The following is a 16,745-nucleotide window of genomic DNA, read 5'->3' on the forward strand; positions in this document are numbered from 1 at the left end:
ATGTGAAGTGGATCACATCTTCCCGGATTCTTTCGGGGGTATGACCGGAACAGGTGGACGGGCAGGGAATTGTCTCCCGCGGTCCACCAATAGGGAACGAGGCAAGCGATGCGGCCAGAACGGCAGCACCAGATTGGGCGAAGCGAGGTAGCTAGCCGGCTTTGGCTGTCGGGGTTGATCGCGGCCATGGAGCACGCCGAGCGGCCCGAAGTGCGTCGCGAGCCTGTCGCCCCCGAAATCCTGGTCGAACTGCGGGCGCAATTGGCGTTAACGGCGCTTTTCCGGTCCTCCCAGATTTCGACCCTGCGTCACTAGGACCTATTCACCAGCCATTTTCAGTCTCGGCCTGATCGTGCCTTCGCGAGCCCGCAGCCGGGCTTCCTCACGCGGCATGTAGTCGCGGGTCGCCGGCACCACGCCCTGGCGGCGGGTGAGCTGGATCTGGAAGTTCATCATGTTCTGCTTGCGGAACGTCATCTCGCAGGCCGCGAGATAAAATTCCCACATCAAGGCGAAACGCTCGTCGTAGAGCTCCACGGCCTCCTCGCGTCGCGCCATGAAACGTTCCCGCCAGGCTTTCAGCGTCGCGGCATAGTGCAGGCGCAGGATCTCGATGTCGCAGACCAGCAGGCCCGCGCGCTCGATCGCCGGCAGCACCTCCGACAAAGCGGGGATGTAGCCGCCGGGGAAGATGTATTTGGCGATCCAGGGATTGGTCGAGTCCGGGCCCTGCGAACGGCCGATCGAATGCAGCAGCATGACGCCGTCCTCGCTCAGGAGCTCCGCGCAGCGCTGGAAGTAGGTGTCGTAGAAGCGGGCACCGACATGCTCGAACATGCCGACCGAGACGATGCGGTCGAACGGGCCGGCGATGTCGCGATAGTCTTGCAGCAGAAATCTGGCCGAGCCGGTCAAGCCCTTTTCGGAGGCGCGTGCATTGGCGATCTGCAATTGTTCGGTCGAGAGCGTGATGCCGGTGACGTCGGCGCGGGCCATCTCGGCGAGATAGAGCCCGAGCCCGCCCCAGCCCGAGCCGATGTCGAGCACGCGCTGGCCGGGCTTGATGAGCAGCTTGGCGGCAATGTGCCGTTTCTTCGCGAGCTGGGCGTCGTCGAGCGTGCTCTTGGGCGTCTCGAAATAGGCGCAGCTGTACTGCTTGTCGGCGTCCAGGAAGAGCGAATAGAGCCGGGCGTCGAGATCGTAGTGATGCGCGACGTTGTCGCGGGAGCGCGAGCGCGGATTGAACTGCTTGAGATGCCGCGTCAGATAGCGCAGATGCCACCAGGGTTTTGCCCATTGCGGCAACAGGTCGGGTTGATCGAGCAGGATCGCGAGGGCATCAGCCATGGTGCCGCGCTCGACCACGAACTCGCCGTCCATATAGGCCTCGCCAAGCCCGAGCTCGGGATTGACGAGGATCTTCCGCTCGGCGTCCGCGGTAACGAAGCGCACCGCGACCGGAACGCCAGACCCGTCGCCGACGGCGAATTTCACCCCGCTTGCGCCGGTCACCGTCATCGACCCGCGGCGGATGAATTGAGACAGGAATCTGCGCAATAAACGGTCCATCGACATTTCCTCTCGAGCGAACCCGAAAGATGCGACAACCTGGCCTTCATATCTGACGCCCAGGCGCCGCAGCGGTTCCTATGCGTTTGCATTCAATCTGGGGAGGGTGGGGCTGTTGCGCTATTGCGCTGAGTTCACAGCCGATATTCGAAAAGCGCTTAATCACATCCTTGCGCGTGGTGGCTGCTTCCATTCGCGGCTCAATCGGATAAAAGGTGACCCGCCGCCGCGCCGGAGGCCGGCTGCACCCCTCGGAATTCATGGAGATGATGGGAATGTCGAGCCGAGCGCTCAGCCTCGCGACGGTATTGCTTCTGATCGGCTTCGGCGCGGCCGATACCGTTTTTGCGCAGGCGACCAACCTCGAGGCCGGCAAGTCCCCGTCTCAGCTTTTCACGCAGACCTGCAATGTCTGCCACAAGAGCCCGCGCGGACTTCTGAAGTCCGTTGCGCCGGGTTCGCTGCCGGGCTTCCTGCGCCAGCACTACACCACGAGCTCGGACATGGCTGGGATCCTCGCCTCCTATCTCGTCTCCAACGGGGCCACCGACACGCGCTACCAGGCCAAGGACGGCAAGGACAAGAAGGACGGCGCCAGGGAGAAGGAAGCGAACACCGCTCCGGGACAGGCGGGCGAGCATCAGGGCCGCCGCCCGCGCGCCCAGGACGCCGCCAGGCCGGACGGCGAGGCTGCTCCCGCGGCCGAGGGCGCGCGCCAGAAGCGTGCAGCGCGGCCGGCCGAGGACGGAGCGAAGGACGGCGCCAAGCCCGAGGGACAGGCATCGCCCGAGGGTCGCAAAGGCAAGCGCCGCGGCAAGCCCGGGACCGAGGAGGCGCCGAAGGTCGACGCCGCCGCGCCAGCCACTGAAGAGAAGAAGAGCGAGCCAAAGCCCGACGCGGCCAAGGTCGAGTCCGGCCGCGATGAGGCCAAGCCCGACAGCGGCAAGGCGCCCGAGAAGCCGGTTGAGGCCAAGCCGGACAGCGCCAAGGTCGAGCCCCGCGGCAGCGAAGCTCCGGCACTGCGGTCCGATCCGGTCCCGCCGGTGACACCGGCGGCCCCAGCCGCCGCGAAGTCTGCCGAGCCGGCCGCTCCCACGCCGGCGGAGGAGGCTGCTCCGAAGCCGGCTGCGCCTGCGGCCAGCTCCGAACCGGCGGCCAAACCACAGGAGCCGGCGCCGCCCGCGACCGCTGCGGCCCCGCCCGCAGCGCCAGCTGGGTCGTCCGGTCCGCCGGCACCGCCGATCTCGCGCTAAGCCAGCTATTTTTTGATCGATCAGCGGGGGCCGCGTTCATCGCGGCCCCCGCCTTGTGCGACCACGATTAGAGTATTACTCTAGAGTTGTGCTCTAGGAGGTGTCGATGACGGCGAGCGTGCGAGACGACCTGTTGGCAGCCGGGCTGATCGTGTTCGACCGCGTCGGCTTCGAGGCTGCGACAGTCGCCGCGATCCGCACCCGGGCGCGCGCCTCCAATGGCAGTTTCTTTCATGCCTTCGGCTCGAAGAAAGAGCTCGCCGGTGCGCTGTTCCTGGAGGTCTTGCAGCACTATCACGCCGCGGTGCTCGCGGCGCTCGATCCGGTGCCCGATGCAGAGCAGGGCATCGATCGCCTGATCTGGGCGCATCTCGACTGGGTCGTGACCAGCCGGCGCGAGGCGCGCTATCTCTTCGAGATTTCCCGGAGCGAGTGGGGCGAGGATTTGCGCGACGCCCAGCGCGCGCAGAATGCGCGCCTTGCCGAGGGTATCGAGCGCTGGCGTGCGCCACTGGTTGCAAGCGGCGAACTCTTGCGGATGAAACCGGTGATGTTCGTCAGCCAGCTGATCGGCCCGGCTCAGATTTTCTGCCGCGCCTTCCTGTCGGGACGCGACCGCACCGATCCGCGCAGCGAGGCCGACACGCTGATCGCCTGCGCCATCCGTGCGCTACGGCCACCCGATCGCATCAACAAGCAATAAGGAGAGACTGCATGCGCGCCGAAGCAGATCCCGAATTCGCAGCCCTTGCCGAGCACATCCAAGCCAATGTCGGTCGGCAGGGCTTCATGAACCTGGTCGGCGCCGAGCTCTCGGAATTGTCGCGCGGCACCTGCACGATTGCCGTGGATCGCCGGCCGGAGTTGCTGCAGCAGCACGGCTTCTTCCACGGCGGCGTGACCGCCTTCCTGGTCGACAACGCCACCACGATCGCAGCCGCCACCTCGCGCGGCCAGCCGGCGCTGACGGCGGAATACAAGCTCAATCTGTTGTCGCCTGCGGTCGGCGAGAAACTGATCTGCCGTGCCAGGGTGATCAAGCCGGGCCGTCAGGTATCGGTGGTTGCGGCCGACGTGTTCTGCGTCAGCGACGGTGTCGAGAAGCACACGGCAACGGCGCTGGCCTCGATCGCGATGTTGAGCGAGGACGTCGCCGTGAAAACGAAAAGCCCGGCCGCCTGAGGCAGCCGGGCTTCGCTGTCTCGCGCGAATGCGAGGCTTACTTCTCTTCCGCGGCCGGCGCCGGCTCGGCTTCGTCGTGCTCGGCTTCCGGATCGAAGAACTCGCCGGCAGCGGCGATCGCCTCGGCGGCCGCGTCGCGGTCCTCGTTGCGGGTCGAGATGTCCTCGCCGCGGTTGATGCGCTCGGCCTCGTCCTGGCTGCGCGCGACCGTGACGGTGATCTCGACTTCGACCTCGGGGTGAACGGCAACCGTGACCGTGTGCTTGCCGATGGTCTTGATCGGCGCGTCGAGCTGCACCTGCGGACGGTCGAGGTGGACGCCGTCGGCCTCGAACGCCATGACGATGTCGCGCACCGTGACCGAGCCGAACAGCTGGCCGGCTTCGGAGGCCTGGCGGATCACGATGATGTTCTTGCCTTCGATCTTCTCGGCGACCTTGGACGCCTCGCCCTTGGCCTGGAGGTTGCGGGCCTCGAGCTCGGCCTTCATGCCGTCATACTTGGAACGGTTGTCGGCGGTGGCGCGCAATGCCTTGCCGCGCTTGAGCAGGAAATTGCGGGCATAGCCGTCGCGAACCTTCACGACTTCGCCCATCTGGCCGAGCTTGTTGACGCGTTCCAGCAAAATGACTTCCATATTCGTTCTCCTTTTGAAGTGGTTTGTAGGTTTCAGTTCCGGTGGTTGACTTAAGGGGTCGGCAGTGGCGGCGGCTGCCGGCTGCGCAGGAAACGCTCGCGGAAGCCGAACACGGCATCCGCAAGGCCGAGGATCACCATCGCGATCACAGGCCATCCGAACACGACCACGACGGCGTAGGTGGAGCCGAGCCAGAACGTGCGGCTCTTCAGCGCCAGGGTGAGCGTATGCAGCACGGCAAAGCCGGTCAGCGCATAACCCATCATCAGCGCGGCCGCGGTGATCTGCGCGACGATCGCGAGCAGCCCGCCGGTGAAGCAGAAGGCGAGCGCGATGCAGAGCGCGACCAGCGTCATCGGCGGCAGCTCCGCCGTCATCATGTCCGGCCACGGACGCCGCAGCCGGCCCGACGTCGCGGTGATCTTGGCGCTGAGCCAGAGGTTGAGGGTCAGCGTCATCATCGCGATGATGGTGGCCCCGGCCGGTGCGATGCGCACCAGCGCGTCGACGAGCTGACCGGCTTCGCCGGAGCTTTGCGGGTCGGTGGCCCGGAGGAGGCGCATCAGGCCGCGCCGCAGCGTGCCGAGGATGGTCTCGGCGTCGGTCCCGAGCGTGAGCAGGGCTGCGATCGTGGTCAGCGTGGCGAAGCCGGCGAGCCACAACAGGATGCGGCCGACCGGATACCATTCCAGCGGAGCCTCGGCGGGCGGTTCGGTGGCGGGGCCTGGCGCGTCATGTTCCGTCGGCCGGCTGAGCAGGACGAGATGGCCGAGCCACCACGCCGGCAGCGCGACGGTGACGGCGAAGGCGATGCAATAGGGCAGGCCGAACAGGGCGCCGAGGCCGATCGCAGCAGCGATGCCGCCGAGGCTCGCGCATAGCGGTCCCCAGCCGATCGCGGCGACCATCAGCGGCAGCGGTGCAAGATAGAACAGGACGAGCGAGATCAGCGCGCCCGAAATGATCGAGGCGAACATCAGGGCCGACGCAGCGCCGGCGATCAGGGCTATCAGCACAAAGGCCATCATCAGCTGTCCCGCTCCCTTCGAGCGGTTAGAGGCATCTCGCCCCAACCATCGGCAACCGGACGACCCGGAAGCCTTATGAGTTCGAAAAAGTCGCGACCGGCGGCTCAAGGGCCGCCGGTCGAATTGGTCGTGTTAGCGAATGACGTAGGGCAACAGGCCCAGGAACCGCGCGCGCTTGATGGCGCGGGCGAGCTCACGCTGCTTCTTCGCGGACACCGCCGTGATGCGGCTCGGCACGATCTTGCCGCGCTCGGAGACGTAACGCATCAGCAGCTTGGAGTCCTTGTAGTCGATCTTCGGAGCATTGGCGCCCGTGAACGGGCAGCTCTTGCGACGACGGAAAAACGGGCGGCGTGCACCAGCTTCAGCCATTGTTCTTACTCCCCATCCGTCGTCGTGGTTTCAGCTTCTTCGCGCGGACGGCGCGGGCCGCGGTCGCCGCGGAAGCCACCACCGTCGCGATCGCCACCACGGAAACCGCCCTCGCGGTCGCCACGGAAGCCACCTTCACGCTCGCCGCGGAAGCCGCCGCCACGATCGTCACGCTCGCGATCACGGTCGGCCTTGCGCATCATCGCGGACGGGCCTTCCTCGAGCTCCTCGACGCGGACGCTGAGATAGCGGATCACGTCTTCGCTGATGCGCTCCTGGCGCTCGATCTCGGCGATCGCCGCGGACGGCGCGTCGATGTTGAGCAGCACGAAGTGCGCCTTGCGGTTCTTGTTCATGCGGTAGGTGAGGGAGCGCACGCCCCAATTCTCGGTCTTGGTGACCTTGCCGCCGAGACCCTCGACGATGCCGGTCATCTGCGCAGTCAGCTCTTCGACCTGCTGCGTGCTCGCGTCCTGACGCGCGAGAAAAACATGCTCATAAAGAGCCATGGTGGTCCTTTCCTCATGTTGGCGCATCGCCCGGCGTCAAGCCCTTAAGAGGCCTTCGGAAAGGACTCTGGGATTAAGCTCAGAAGGCGGAAACACGGGACGACGGGCCGACTGGCCCTGCCACACCAAAATCACGAATGATTTGCTGAGACCGTCCGTTCAGCTCCCGGCCGGGGTCTGCGGATGCGCGCCTTATACGGATTTTGGCTGACTTGGCAAGGTTGGAGCGCCCCGTTTTCGGCCCGACGATGCCGGTATGGGGCGGCCGAGCCCGTCCTCCCGTACCAGCTTGACCTATTTGTTTGTATGTCATACAAATAACTGGTCGGGAGGTGCTGATGACGGGTGATCGGTCCAGGCTCCGTTTGAGGCGTCGGCAGGCGACCCCAAGCACGCCGCGCGAGCCACACGATCGGCCGGTCGCAAGATGCGCTCGCTGCTGCTGGATGCTGCGAGCCCGCTATTTCGGGAGCGGGGGCTGTCTGGCACGGCGATCACCGACATCGCCGCCGCCGCGGACGCGTTCCCGAGCCAGATCACCTATTACTTCCGCACCAAGGAGGCGCTGTTCGTCGAATGCGCCTGCCGCGAGCTGCTGTATCTGGCGCGTGCCACCGAGCGGGCGGCCTTGAAGGCGCGCACGCCGTGGGACTACACGCAGGCGCTGGCACAGACGGTGACGGCGAGCGATTCAGTCGCCTTCTTCGCCGAAGCGCTGACATTGACGCGGCGTCGCCAGGATCTTGCACCGCTCGTCGAGCGCACGATCGAGCGTCTGCACGGCGAAGGCGCGCGCGCCTATGCGAGCCAGGTGGCGCGGCACGGCTGGCGCTCGCTGCGCGCGCCCGACGAAAGCTCGCGGCGGTTCTGGGCCGTCGCCATCGGCGTCATTCTCGAAGGCTATGCGATGGGCCGCTCGCCCGAGGCGCTCTGCGCCGAGATGCTTCGCGTGCTCGGCGAGCAGGCGAAATCCACGGGCGATGCCGCGCGCCTGCGTCTCGTCGAGGACGGCGAGGCATCAAACAATTCGAATGAGGAGGGTTAGGCCATGACCGCGCTACGCATGCGTGCCCGCGATTTCCTGACCGACGATCAACTCGCCGACGTGCGCGAGCGCGTGACGTGGAAGGGCGTCGCGTTGATCGCCCATGCCTGGGCGCTAATCATTGGCGCGATCGCCTTGGTCGCGTGGTGGCCCAATCCGATCACCTATATCCTGGCCGTTGCCATCATCGGCTCGCGCCAGCTGGGCCTTTCGATCCTGATGCATGACGGTGCCCATGGCTGCCTGTCCGCCGATGAAAAAACCAATCTGACGCTGAGCCAGTGGTTTTGTGCTTATCCGCTGTTCGCGGAGACGCGCAGCTACCGGCGTTACCACCTTCAGCACCATGCGCGCACGCAGCAGGAGGACGATCCCGATCTCGTGCTGTCGGCGCCGTTTCCGATTACGAAGCTGAGCTACCGCCGCAAGTTCATTCGCGACATCACCGGACAGACCGGCTACCAGCAGCGCAAGGCGCAGCTGCTCAACGCGCTCGGCTCGAAGGACTGGCCGTGGCGCCAGCGCCTGGCGCATTTCCGGGACAAGCTGGGTCCGCAATGCATCGTCAATGCCGTGATGTTCGCCGCGCTTGCGGCCGCCGGCGTGTGGTGGGCCTATCCGCTGCTATGGCTGGTGCCGCTGCTGACCTGGATGATGGTCATCACCCGGATCCGCAACATCGCCGAGCACGCCGTGGTGCCCGACAGCAGCGATCCCTTGCGCAACACCCGCACCACCCGCGCCAATTTTCTGGAGCGGCTGTTCATCGCGCCTTACTACGTGAACTACCACCTCGAGCATCATCTCTTGTTCTACGTGCCCTGCTACAATCTGCCGAAGGTCCATCGCCTGCTGAGCGCGAGCCGGCACGCGGGCCGCATGGAGGTGCAGCCGGGCTACGCCGCGGTGCTGCGGCTTGCGACTGCGAAGCCGAACCGCGATGACCGTCCGGGGCAACTGGTCAATAGCGCGCGCCGCGCGCAGGCAGGGGCGGAGGTCGACGCCAACCAGACGGCCGGCGGATTCTAGCAAGCGGCATCTCCGGTTGAATGCTTGCCGAAGCTGCCATCTTGGCTTGACATTCCGGCCCCGGACAGTGTCTACGGCCCCCTTTGGAGCATGATCGGGAACCAAGGCTCGGGCCGGACGTAGTTGGCTGCCGGGTTCTCGAAGACAACTGCTCGAGCGATCCAGGGGAGCGCCGATGACGGCAGCATTCACATTTCCGGGGCAGGGTTCCCAGGCGGTCGGCATGGGCAAGGCCCTGGCCGAGGCCTTTCCGGCGGCGCGCGCCGTGTTCGACGAGGTCGATGCCGCGCTTGGGGAGAAGCTGACGACGACCATCTGGGATGGTCCGGCCGAAACCCTCCAGCTCACCGAAAACGCCCAGCCGGCCCTGATGGCGGTGTCTGTCGCCACCCTGCGCGTTCTGGAGGCTGAGGCTGGATTTTCCGTGGGACGAGACGCGGCCTTCGTCGCCGGCCACTCGCTCGGCGAATATTCGGCGCTGGCTGCGGCCGGCAGCCTGACGATTTCGGATACCGCCCGTCTGCTTCGCATCCGCGGTCTCGCAATGCAAAAGGCGGTCCCGGTGGGCGCGGGCGCGATGGCCGCGCTGCTTGGTCTCGACTATGAGGCCGCCATGGAGGTCGCCAATGAAGCGGCCCAGGGGCAGGTCTGCCAAGCCGCCAACGACAATGGCGGCGGACAGGTGGTCGTCTCAGGCGACAAGGCCGCGGTCGATCGCGCCGTCGAGATCGCTAAGACCAAGGGCGCCAAGCGCGCGATGCTGCTGCCCGTGTCCGCCCCGTTCCATTGCAGACTGATGCAGCCGGCCGCGGATGCCATGGCGGAGGCGCTGTCGAAGGTCACGATCAAGGCGCCGGCCGCGCCGCTGGTGTCGAACGTGCTGGCGAGCGCCATCACCGATCCCGACGAGATCCGCCGTCGCCTGGTCGAGCAGGTCACCGGCACCGTGCGCTGGCGCGAGTCGGTTGCCTATATGGCAGGGCAGGGCGTTACCCGTTTCTTCGAGATCGGCGCCGGCAAGGTCCTGACGGGTCTCGTCAAGCGCATTGCGGACGGTGCCGTCGGCGTCGCGGTCGGCGGTCCCAACGATATTGCCGCCGCCAAGGATGCATTGGCCGCTGCGAAGCAGGCCTAGAGGAGTTTGTTACCGATGTTCGATCTGACTGGCAAAAAGGCGCTCGTCACCGGCGCGACCGGCGGCATCGGCGGCGCGATTGCGCAGGCGCTGCACGCCCAGGGCGCCACCGTCGCGATTTCAGGAACGCGCAAGGAGGTGCTGGATGAGCTTGCCGGCAAGCTCGGCGAGCGCGCTCACGTGTTGCCCTGCAATCTCTCCAAGGCCGACGAGGTCGAGGCGCTGGTGCCGGCTGCGGAAGCGGCGATGGGCCAGGTCGACATCCTCGTCGCCAACGCCGGCATCACCCGCGACAATCTCTTCGTGCAGCTGCGTGACGAGGATTGGGAGGAGGTCATCAACGTCAATCTGACCGCGACCTTCCGCCTGGCACGCGCCGCCACCAAATTGATGATGCGCAAGCGCTTCGGCCGCATCATCGCCATCACCTCGGTGGTCGGCGTCACCGGCAATCCCGGGCAAGGCAACTACACGGCGTCGAAAGCCGGCCTGATCGGCATGATCAAGACGCTGGGTGCCGAATACGCCAAGCGCGGCGTCACTGCGAACTGCATCGCACCCGGCTTCATCAAGACGCCAATGACCGACGCGCTCAACGACAAGCAGCGCGAAACGATTCTCACCAAGGTTCCGGCCAACCGCCTGGGCACGCCCGAGGACATCGCAGCGGCCGCCGTCTACCTGAGTTCGAACGAAGCGGCGTACGTCACCGGGCAAACCATCCATGTCAATGGCGGCATGGCCATGATCTGATGCTTCGTCCCGCACTGCCCACAGCGGCGGTGCGGGATGCGGCAAACGGCCGTTTCCGGAGCGAAATGAGGCTTGTAGTCAAGGCAATTGAAGTATGATAACCGGACGCTCAACGGATGGGCAAAGAACGCCATTGCAGGTTTTTGAAACCCTGTATATTGGCGATGCGGAGCCTTGGCCGTCGTTCGCCGGGCCCTGTATCGGTTAGGATGGGGCCAATCTAAAGTTCGTAAGCGAAGGCAAGTAACACGACCACGACGGCTCGTATCGTCCCGGGGGGTCGGGTCTACAGGGAACAACACGAGGTTAAGCAATGAGTGACATTGGCGAACGGGTTAAGAAGATCGTGGTCGAACACCTTGGTGTTGAGCCCGAGAAGGTTGTCGACGCCGCGAGCTTCATCGACGACCTCGGCGCCGACAGTCTGGACACCGTCGAACTGGTGATGGCGTTCGAAGAGGAATTCGGTTGCGAGATTCCGGACGACGCTGCGGAAACGATTCTTACCGTCGGCGACGCCACGAAGTTTCTCGAGAAGAACGCGAAGAGCTAAGGCTCTTCATTTTCGCGGGGACAACATTGAAACCGGACGGGCCGCTTCCCAGCGGTCAGCCGGTTTCTTGTTATTGGCCGTGAGTCTTTCGATGCGGAGTTTTCGGATATGAGGCGGGTTGTCGTCACTGGTCTCGGCATGGTGTCGCCGCTCGGCTGCGGCGTCGAACCGACCTGGAAACGCATCCTCAACGGCGAAAGCGGCGCGCGCCGGATCGAGAGCTTCGATGTCTCCGATCTTCAGACAAAATACGCCTGCACCGTCGTGCGCGGCGACGGCACCAACGACACCTTCAATCCCGACAAGTGGATGGAGCCGAAGGACCAGCGCAAGGTCGACGACTTCATCATCTTCGGCATGGCCGCGGCCGGCCAGGCGCTCGACGACGCCAACTGGCACCCCGAAACCGAAGAGGACAAGTGCGCGACCGGAACCATGATCGGATCCGGCATCGGCGGCCTCAGCGGCATCGCTGACACCGCGATCCTCTTGAAGGAGCGCGGACCGCGCCGGGTGTCGCCGTTCTTCATTCCGGGCCGCCTGATCAATCTCGCCTCCGGCTACGTCTCGATCGCGCATGGGCTGAAGGGGCCGAACCATTCGGTGGTCACGGCCTGCTCGACCGGCGCACACGCCGTCGGCGATGCCGCGCGCCTGATCGCGCTGGGCGATGCCGACGTCATGGTCGCAGGCGGCGCCGAGTCGCCGATCAGCCGGATCGGCATTGCCGGCTTCAACGCCGCGCGCGCGCTCTCGACCGGTTTCAACGAGACCCCGGAAAAGGCCTCTCGGCCCTACGACAAGGACCGTGATGGCTTCGTGATGGGCGAGGGCGCCGGCGTCCTGGTGCTGGAAGAGCTCGAGCATGCCAGGCGCCGTGGCGCGAAGATCTATGCCGAGGTGATCGGCTACGGCCTGTCGGGCGATGCCTACCACATCACCTCGCCGTCGCCCGATGGCGATGGCGGCTTCCGCAGCATGTCGGCGGCGCTCAAGCGCGCAGGCCTCACGGCGTCCGATCTCGACTACATCAACGCGCACGGCACCTCGACGCCACTCGGCGACGAGATCGAGCTCGGTGCGGTCGAGCGTCTGCTCGGCAATGCCGCCTCCAGGGTTGCGATGTCCTCGACCAAGTCGTCGACAGGGCATCTCCTCGGCGCCGCCGGTGCGATCGAAGCGATCTTCGCCATTCTCGCGATTCGCGATAATGTCGTGCCGCCGACGATCAACCTCGACAATCCGTCGGTGGAGACTGCGATTGATCTCGTGCCGCATACGGCGAAGAAGCGTGAGGTCAATGTCGCCCTGTCGAACTCGTTTGGTTTTGGCGGTACCAATGCGTCGGTGATCGTCCGGCGTTTGACCAGTTAGTTTGCGTTTGAGACAAATCCACCGTTTTGCCGTATTCGGCGATAGTCATAGAAGTGGGCGCGTGCGTTTGGCAGGGCAAGCGATTGTCAGGTCGCGATTGAACCGGCAGGATTCAGGTTGTTTCGATGAGTGAAAGGCCGCCCATTTCGCCCCGGAGTCCGCGGGCAGCGCTCGAGCCCGACCAACTCCCGCCGCCGCCGAGGCGATCGGAGCGTGCGCGCAATCCTTTCGTGGTCGTCGGCAACGCCATCATCACCCTTCTGCTGATTGCCATGCTCGGCGCCGGCGGCGTGTATTATTACGGCCGGCAGGTGCTCGAGGCGCCCGGACCGCTGAAGGACGACAAGATCGTCAACATCCCGCAGCGCGCAGGCAAGCGTGACATCGCCGAGACGCTGAACCGGGAAGGCGTCACCGACATCAATCCCTGGGTGTTCATCGCCAGCGTCGCCGCCTTGAAGGCGAGCTCGGACCTCAAGCCGGGTGAGTATTCGTTCCAGAAGAACGCATCCTTGCGCGACGTCATCGCCACCATCGTCGAGGGCAAGGTGGTGCAGCATGCGGTCACGATTCCGGAGGGCCTGACCTCCGAGCAGATCGTGGCGCGCCTGTCCGACAACGACATCTTCACCGGCAGCGTCCGCGAGTTGCCGCGCGAGGGCACGCTGCTCCCGGAGACCTACAAGTTCCCGCGCGGCACCCCGCGCGATCAGGTGGTCCAGCGCATGCAGCAGGCGCACAAGCGCGTGCTCGCCGAGATCTGGGAGCGCCGCAATCAGGACATTCCGGTCAAGACGCCGGAGCAGCTGGTGACGCTCGCCTCGATCGTCGAAAAAGAGACCGGCAAGCCCGACGAGCGCAGCCGCGTTGCCGCGGTGTTCGTCAACCGCCTGAAGCAGCGCATCAAGCTGCAGTCCGATCCCACCATCATCTATGGTCTCGTCGGCGGCAAGGGCACGCTGGGCCGGCCGATCAAGCGCAGCGAGATCACGCAGCCTTCGCCGTACAATACCTATGTGATCGAGGGCCTGCCGCCGGGCCCGATCTCCAATCCGGGTCGCGCTTCGCTGGAGGCCGCCGCCAATCCAGCCCGCACCCGCGACCTCTATTTCGTCGCCGACGGCACCGGCGGGCATGCCTTCACCGAGACTTACGACGCGCATCAGAAGAACGTCGCCAAGCTGCGCGCGATGGAAAAGCAGATCCAGAATGACACGGTGGAGCCGGCCGAGGATGCGCCGCCGCCCGCTGCCGCCGCGCCCGGGCCTGCCGATACGCCGACAGCGACGACGCCGGCCCGGCCCAACCAGCAGAAAAAGCAACCGTCACGGCCTGCCAACCCAGCCAATCCCGCGCCGGCGCGGCAGGGCGCGGTGCAACCTTCGCCGCCAGTGGTCCAGCGCTAGGCGCGTTGCAGACCTGCTTGCGGGACTTTGCGGATTCCACTTTCCTGCAAAATAGTCTTAAGATTCGCGTGGCTTGATGCCTCGCGAATCCTGTGTTCCTGGAGAATTTGACCTGATGGCGCTGTCGTCCATGACCGGCTTTGCCCGAAGCCACGGCGCTAGCGGGCCGTACACGTTCGAATGGGAATTGAAGTCGGTCAACGCCAAGGGCTTTGACCTCCGGGTGCGGCTGCCACAGGGGTTCGACGAGCTCGAGGCCCACGCCAAAAAGCGCGCCGCTGAGCTTTTGTCGCGCGGCACCGTCTACGCCAATCTCACCGTCAAGCGCGCCAATGCCGCCGCCACGGTTCGCGTCAACGAGGACGTGCTCAACGCCGTCCTGAAAGCAGCCTCGGTGATCGCCGGCAAGGTCGATGCGGTGGCCCCGAGCATCGACGGCCTGCTCGCCATCAAGGGCGTCGTCGAGGTCGCCGAGCCCGAGGGCGACGAGGAGGAGGACAAGGCGGCCCGTGCCGCTGCCGCCGAGGCCTTCGACAAGGCCCTCGACGAGCTCGTCGCGATGCGCAAGCGCGAGGGCACTTCGCTGGGACAGATCCTGATCCAGCGGGTGGACGAGGTCGAACAGCTGGCGAAAAAGGCGGAAGCTTCGCCCGGCCGCAAGCCGGAGGCGATCAAGGCCAGGCTCGCCGAGCAGATCGCGAGCCTGCTCGACAGCTCGGACCGTTTCGATTCCGACCGCCTGATGCAGGAGGCGATCCTGATCGCCACCAGGGCCGACATCCGCGAGGAGCTCGACCGCATCGCCTCGCACATCGCGCAGGCGCGCGAGCTGATCGGCAAGGGCGGCCCGATCGGCCGCAAGCTCGACTTCCTGGCGCAGGAATTTCACCGCGAGGTCAACACCTGCTGCTCGAAGTCGAACGACATCGAGCTGACCAATACCGGGCTCGCCATGAAGAACGTGGTCGAGCAGTTCCGCGAGCAGGTCCAGAATCTGGAGTGATCGATGACGAGTGGCGGTCACGGAACTGACGGTGTCGAGCGGCGCGGATTGATGTTCGTGCTGTCCTCGCCCTCGGGCGCGGGCAAGACGACGCTGTCGCGCCTCCTGATCGACCGCATGCCCGGCCTGAAAATGTCGGTCTCCGCGACCACGCGGTCGATGCGGCCGGGCGAGGTCAACGGCAAGGACTATTTGTTCCTCGACAAGGCCAAGTTCGACGCGATGGTGAAGGCCGACGAGCTGCTGGAATGGGCCACCGTGTTCGACAACAGCTACGGCACGCCGCGTGCGCCGGTCGAAGCCGCGCTGTCGTCCGGACAGGACGTGCTGTTCGACATCGACTGGCAGGGCACGCAGCAATTGCGTGAAAAGGCGCGCGCCGACGTCGTCAGCGTCTTCATCCTGCCGCCCTCGGTCGCCGATCTCGAAAAGCGCCTGCACTCACGCGCGCAGGATTCCGACGAGGTCATCCGCAAGCGCATGAGCCGCGCTAGCCACGAGATGAGCCACTGGGCCGAGTACGACTACATCGTGATCAACCACGACGTCGACGAGGCCTTCGCCGAGGTGCAGTCGATCCTGAAGGCCGAGCGCCTCAAGCGCGAGCGGCGGACTGGGCTCGTTGGCTTCGTACGAGGTCTGCAAGGTCAGCTTCAGGGCTAGGCTGCGGCAGCCGCGGCCCTTGCTTCGCCAGCCGTTCCAGCATCGCGGTGATCACGTCGACGTCGACGGCTTCCTCGACCTGCACGTCTTGATCGCGATTGGCTTCGCCTTGAGCAGCAGGCTTTTCGTCATCGGCGTGCTTGGCGACGTCCTTGGCGACGTCCTTGGCCGCGAACTGCGGGGGCGATGCCTCGATCTCGAACTCTGCGTTGAAGATGTCGGCCTTGTCGAGCTCCGAGGCGGCGTTGCGAATGGAGGCGGATTGGGCCGCGATCCTGCCGATCTCCCTGGTGAATGCAGCGAGCTGCGCGGTCTGCGGCGGTCGTGCTTCGTCGAAGTCGACCGGGCCCGGCTGCGCGCGCGGCGTGACGGCCGGCGTCGCACCGAGCCAGGGCGCACGGCTTGGGTCATGGTCCTGCGGCGCCCAATCGTCCCAATGCCCGCGGCGGTCGGCGGACTGGGCGCGGACGCGTCCGCCGGCGAAGCGGTAGATGAGGCTGGCGAGGATGCCGGCGAGCGCCAGTGCGCCGCCGATCACGAGCAGCAGCATCTGCAGCGAGCCGGTCGGCTTGTCGGCGCTGCCGTCCACCGCGGCCGGAGCCGTCGGAGCGGGAGGCTTTGCCGGCTTCGCGCTGGGCGGCGCGGCGGCTGCGGCGGGCGCAGGCTGCGGCTGAGGTGCGGGAGAGACGGCCGGCGTGGCGGCGTCGGGCCAGCGCGTGGTGACGGCAGGCTGCTGCGCGGTGTCGGCGACGGGAGCCGTCGGCTGTTGCTGTGGCGCGACGCGCGGGGCACCCGCTGCGGCCGGCGCGGGCGCGGCCGTGTTCGGCGTGGCGGGCACGGCTCCGGTCTGCGACGCAACGTATTCGGCACGCGCGTTCTGCGCGGATTGCGGTGCGGTTGAATCGGTATCTTGCGCGTCGGGCGTCGCCTGCGCGGTCTGGGAGGCTTTGTCGCCGGCGGCGCGCAGATACCAGCACTGCCGCTTGGTCGTGCGTTCGAGGCGATAGTACCAATGCTGCCCCTGCGGCGCGGCGCCCTTCGGCGATGCGAGGCAGTCGGCGGCCGCGTTGGCCGTGCTCGGTGTGTTCGGCGCGTTCTGCGACACGGCGGCCAGTGGCAGGCCGGCAATGACGCTGCCGACCAGCGCGGATACGAATTTTGCGGTGCGGTTGCCCATCCTGGTCTCCCGGTTACGCATGACGCAACTCTTAACCACCCCTTTGTCATCAAAGAC

18 protein-coding genes are annotated in these 16,745 nt (G+C 65.8%); 12 read left to right on the forward strand and 6 right to left on the reverse strand.

Going from position 1 to position 16,745, the window contains the following annotated elements:
* Window positions 1-318: 318 nt before the first annotated feature.
* Window positions 319-1,569, reverse strand: a complete 1,251-nt coding sequence (locus tag IVB26_RS18730) for an SAM-dependent methyltransferase (RefSeq protein ID WP_247972989.1) — start codon at window positions 1,567-1,569, stop codon at window positions 319-321.
* A gap of 275 nt (window positions 1,570-1,844) precedes the next feature.
* On the opposite strand from IVB26_RS18730, the gene IVB26_RS18735 reads away from it, so the two are divergent.
* The 3 genes from IVB26_RS18735 (at window position 1,845) to IVB26_RS18745 (ending at window position 4,004) form a co-directional block, all read left to right on the forward strand.
* On the forward strand, window positions 1,845-2,822 hold the full coding sequence (locus IVB26_RS18735; RefSeq protein ID WP_247972990.1) for a hypothetical protein: 978 nt from the start codon (window positions 1,845-1,847) through the stop codon (window positions 2,820-2,822).
* A 106-nt stretch (window positions 2,823-2,928) separates the two neighbouring features.
* Window positions 2,929-3,525 (forward strand): TetR/AcrR family transcriptional regulator, encoded by a 597-nt coding sequence (locus IVB26_RS18740; protein ID WP_247972991.1) that lies wholly within the window; start codon window positions 2,929-2,931, stop codon window positions 3,523-3,525.
* 11 nt (window positions 3,526-3,536) lie between these two features.
* Entirely contained in the window at window positions 3,537-4,004 is a 468-nt protein-coding gene (locus IVB26_RS18745; protein ID WP_247972992.1) for a PaaI family thioesterase, read from the forward strand.
* 37 nt (window positions 4,005-4,041) lie between these two features.
* On the opposite strand, the gene rplI is transcribed toward IVB26_RS18745, so the two are convergent.
* The 4 genes from rplI to rpsF form a co-directional block, all read right to left on the reverse strand.
* Window positions 4,042-4,641 carry a 50S ribosomal protein L9 gene (gene rplI / locus IVB26_RS18750; protein ID WP_247972993.1) on the reverse strand — a complete coding sequence of 200 codons (600 nt, stop codon included), beginning with the start codon at window positions 4,639-4,641 and terminating at the stop codon, window positions 4,042-4,044.
* Between the two features lie 50 nt (window positions 4,642-4,691).
* Entirely contained in the window at window positions 4,692-5,669 is a 978-nt protein-coding gene (locus IVB26_RS18755) for a YybS family protein (RefSeq protein ID WP_247972994.1), read from the reverse strand.
* Between the two features lie 132 nt (window positions 5,670-5,801).
* Window positions 5,802-6,041, reverse strand: coding sequence for a 30S ribosomal protein S18 (rpsR, locus tag IVB26_RS18760; protein ID WP_007592020.1), 240 nt, complete (start codon window positions 6,039-6,041; stop codon window positions 5,802-5,804).
* 5 nt (window positions 6,042-6,046) lie between these two features.
* Window positions 6,047-6,550 (reverse strand): 30S ribosomal protein S6, encoded by a 504-nt coding sequence (gene rpsF, locus IVB26_RS18765; protein ID WP_212086282.1) that lies wholly within the window; start codon window positions 6,548-6,550, stop codon window positions 6,047-6,049.
* Between the two features lie 427 nt (window positions 6,551-6,977).
* On the opposite strand from rpsF, the gene IVB26_RS18770 reads away from it, so the two are divergent.
* The 9 genes from IVB26_RS18770 (at window position 6,978) to gmk (ending at window position 15,511) form a co-directional block, all read left to right on the forward strand.
* The gene (locus tag IVB26_RS18770) at window positions 6,978-7,595 is read left to right on the forward strand and encodes a TetR/AcrR family transcriptional regulator C-terminal domain-containing protein (protein WP_247972995.1); all 618 of its coding nucleotides are present in this window, start codon (window positions 6,978-6,980) and stop codon (window positions 7,593-7,595) included.
* Window positions 7,596-7,598: 3 nt separating this feature from the next.
* Window positions 7,599-8,624 (forward strand): fatty acid desaturase family protein, encoded by a 1,026-nt coding sequence (locus IVB26_RS18775; protein ID WP_247972996.1) that lies wholly within the window; start codon window positions 7,599-7,601, stop codon window positions 8,622-8,624.
* Between the two features lie 175 nt (window positions 8,625-8,799).
* A complete protein-coding gene (gene fabD, locus IVB26_RS18780; protein ID WP_247972997.1) occupies window positions 8,800-9,759 on the forward strand; it encodes an ACP S-malonyltransferase in 960 nt (319 codons plus the stop codon).
* Between the two features lie 15 nt (window positions 9,760-9,774).
* Window positions 9,775-10,512, forward strand: coding sequence for a 3-oxoacyl-[acyl-carrier-protein] reductase (gene fabG / locus IVB26_RS18785; RefSeq protein ID WP_247972998.1), 738 nt, complete (start codon window positions 9,775-9,777; stop codon window positions 10,510-10,512).
* Between the two features lie 313 nt (window positions 10,513-10,825).
* The gene (locus tag IVB26_RS18790) at window positions 10,826-11,065 is read left to right on the forward strand and encodes an acyl carrier protein (protein WP_008130699.1); all 240 of its coding nucleotides are present in this window, start codon (window positions 10,826-10,828) and stop codon (window positions 11,063-11,065) included.
* 108 nt (window positions 11,066-11,173) lie between these two features.
* Window positions 11,174-12,439, forward strand: a complete 1,266-nt coding sequence (fabF, locus tag IVB26_RS18795; RefSeq protein WP_247972999.1) for a beta-ketoacyl-ACP synthase II — start codon at window positions 11,174-11,176, stop codon at window positions 12,437-12,439.
* A 125-nt stretch (window positions 12,440-12,564) separates the two neighbouring features.
* Entirely contained in the window at window positions 12,565-13,845 is a 1,281-nt protein-coding gene (mltG, locus tag IVB26_RS18800) for an endolytic transglycosylase MltG (protein WP_247973000.1), read from the forward strand.
* Window positions 13,846-13,960: 115 nt separating this feature from the next.
* Window positions 13,961-14,848 carry a YicC/YloC family endoribonuclease gene (locus tag IVB26_RS18805; RefSeq protein WP_247973001.1) on the forward strand — a complete coding sequence of 296 codons (888 nt, stop codon included), beginning with the start codon at window positions 13,961-13,963 and terminating at the stop codon, window positions 14,846-14,848.
* A 3-nt stretch (window positions 14,849-14,851) separates the two neighbouring features.
* Window positions 14,852-15,511, forward strand: coding sequence for a guanylate kinase (gene gmk, locus IVB26_RS18810; protein WP_247973002.1), 660 nt, complete (start codon window positions 14,852-14,854; stop codon window positions 15,509-15,511).
* Here gmk and IVB26_RS18815 read toward each other — a convergent pair.
* Window positions 15,444-16,709, reverse strand: coding sequence for a hypothetical protein (locus IVB26_RS18815; RefSeq protein ID WP_247973003.1), 1,266 nt, complete (start codon window positions 16,707-16,709; stop codon window positions 15,444-15,446). The genes gmk and IVB26_RS18815 overlap by 68 nt on opposite strands.
* Window positions 16,710-16,745: the final 36 nt, after the last annotated feature.

It is taken from the genome of Bradyrhizobium sp. 195, assembly GCF_023101665.1.
Lineage (GTDB): Bacteria > Pseudomonadota > Alphaproteobacteria > Rhizobiales > Xanthobacteraceae > Bradyrhizobium.

Bases quoted from the DNA above. Each gene is read 5' to 3' on its own strand.
- IVB26_RS18805 (WP_247973001.1), top strand. From the start codon at position 13,961: ATGGCGCTGTCGTCCATGACCGGCTTTGCCCGAAGCCACGGCGCTAGC.
- fabD (WP_247972997.1), top strand. From the start codon at position 8,800: ATGACGGCAGCATTCACATTTCCGGGGCAGGGTTCCCAGGCGGTCGGC.
- IVB26_RS18730 (WP_247972989.1), bottom strand. From the start codon at position 1,569: ATGGACCGTTTATTGCGCAGATTCCTGTCTCAATTCATCCGCCGCGGG.
- fabF (WP_247972999.1), top strand. From the start codon at position 11,174: ATGAGGCGGGTTGTCGTCACTGGTCTCGGCATGGTGTCGCCGCTCGGC.
- IVB26_RS18770 (WP_247972995.1), top strand. From the start codon at position 6,978: ATGCGCTCGCTGCTGCTGGATGCTGCGAGCCCGCTATTTCGGGAGCGG.
- IVB26_RS18755 (WP_247972994.1), bottom strand. From the start codon at position 5,669: ATGATGGCCTTTGTGCTGATAGCCCTGATCGCCGGCGCTGCGTCGGCC.
- mltG (WP_247973000.1), top strand. From the start codon at position 12,565: ATGAGTGAAAGGCCGCCCATTTCGCCCCGGAGTCCGCGGGCAGCGCTC.
- IVB26_RS18740 (WP_247972991.1), top strand. From the start codon at position 2,929: ATGACGGCGAGCGTGCGAGACGACCTGTTGGCAGCCGGGCTGATCGTG.
- IVB26_RS18775 (WP_247972996.1), top strand. From the start codon at position 7,599: ATGACCGCGCTACGCATGCGTGCCCGCGATTTCCTGACCGACGATCAA.
- IVB26_RS18735 (WP_247972990.1), top strand. From the start codon at position 1,845: ATGTCGAGCCGAGCGCTCAGCCTCGCGACGGTATTGCTTCTGATCGGC.
- IVB26_RS18790 (WP_008130699.1), top strand. From the start codon at position 10,826: ATGAGTGACATTGGCGAACGGGTTAAGAAGATCGTGGTCGAACACCTT.
- rpsR (WP_007592020.1), bottom strand. From the start codon at position 6,041: ATGGCTGAAGCTGGTGCACGCCGCCCGTTTTTCCGTCGTCGCAAGAGC.
- IVB26_RS18745 (WP_247972992.1), top strand. From the start codon at position 3,537: ATGCGCGCCGAAGCAGATCCCGAATTCGCAGCCCTTGCCGAGCACATC.
- rpsF (WP_212086282.1), bottom strand. From the start codon at position 6,550: ATGGCTCTTTATGAGCATGTTTTTCTCGCGCGTCAGGACGCGAGCACG.
- gmk (WP_247973002.1), top strand. From the start codon at position 14,852: ATGACGAGTGGCGGTCACGGAACTGACGGTGTCGAGCGGCGCGGATTG.
- rplI (WP_247972993.1), bottom strand. From the start codon at position 4,641: ATGGAAGTCATTTTGCTGGAACGCGTCAACAAGCTCGGCCAGATGGGC.
- IVB26_RS18815 (WP_247973003.1), bottom strand. From the start codon at position 16,709: ATGCGTAACCGGGAGACCAGGATGGGCAACCGCACCGCAAAATTCGTA.
- fabG (WP_247972998.1), top strand. From the start codon at position 9,775: ATGTTCGATCTGACTGGCAAAAAGGCGCTCGTCACCGGCGCGACCGGC.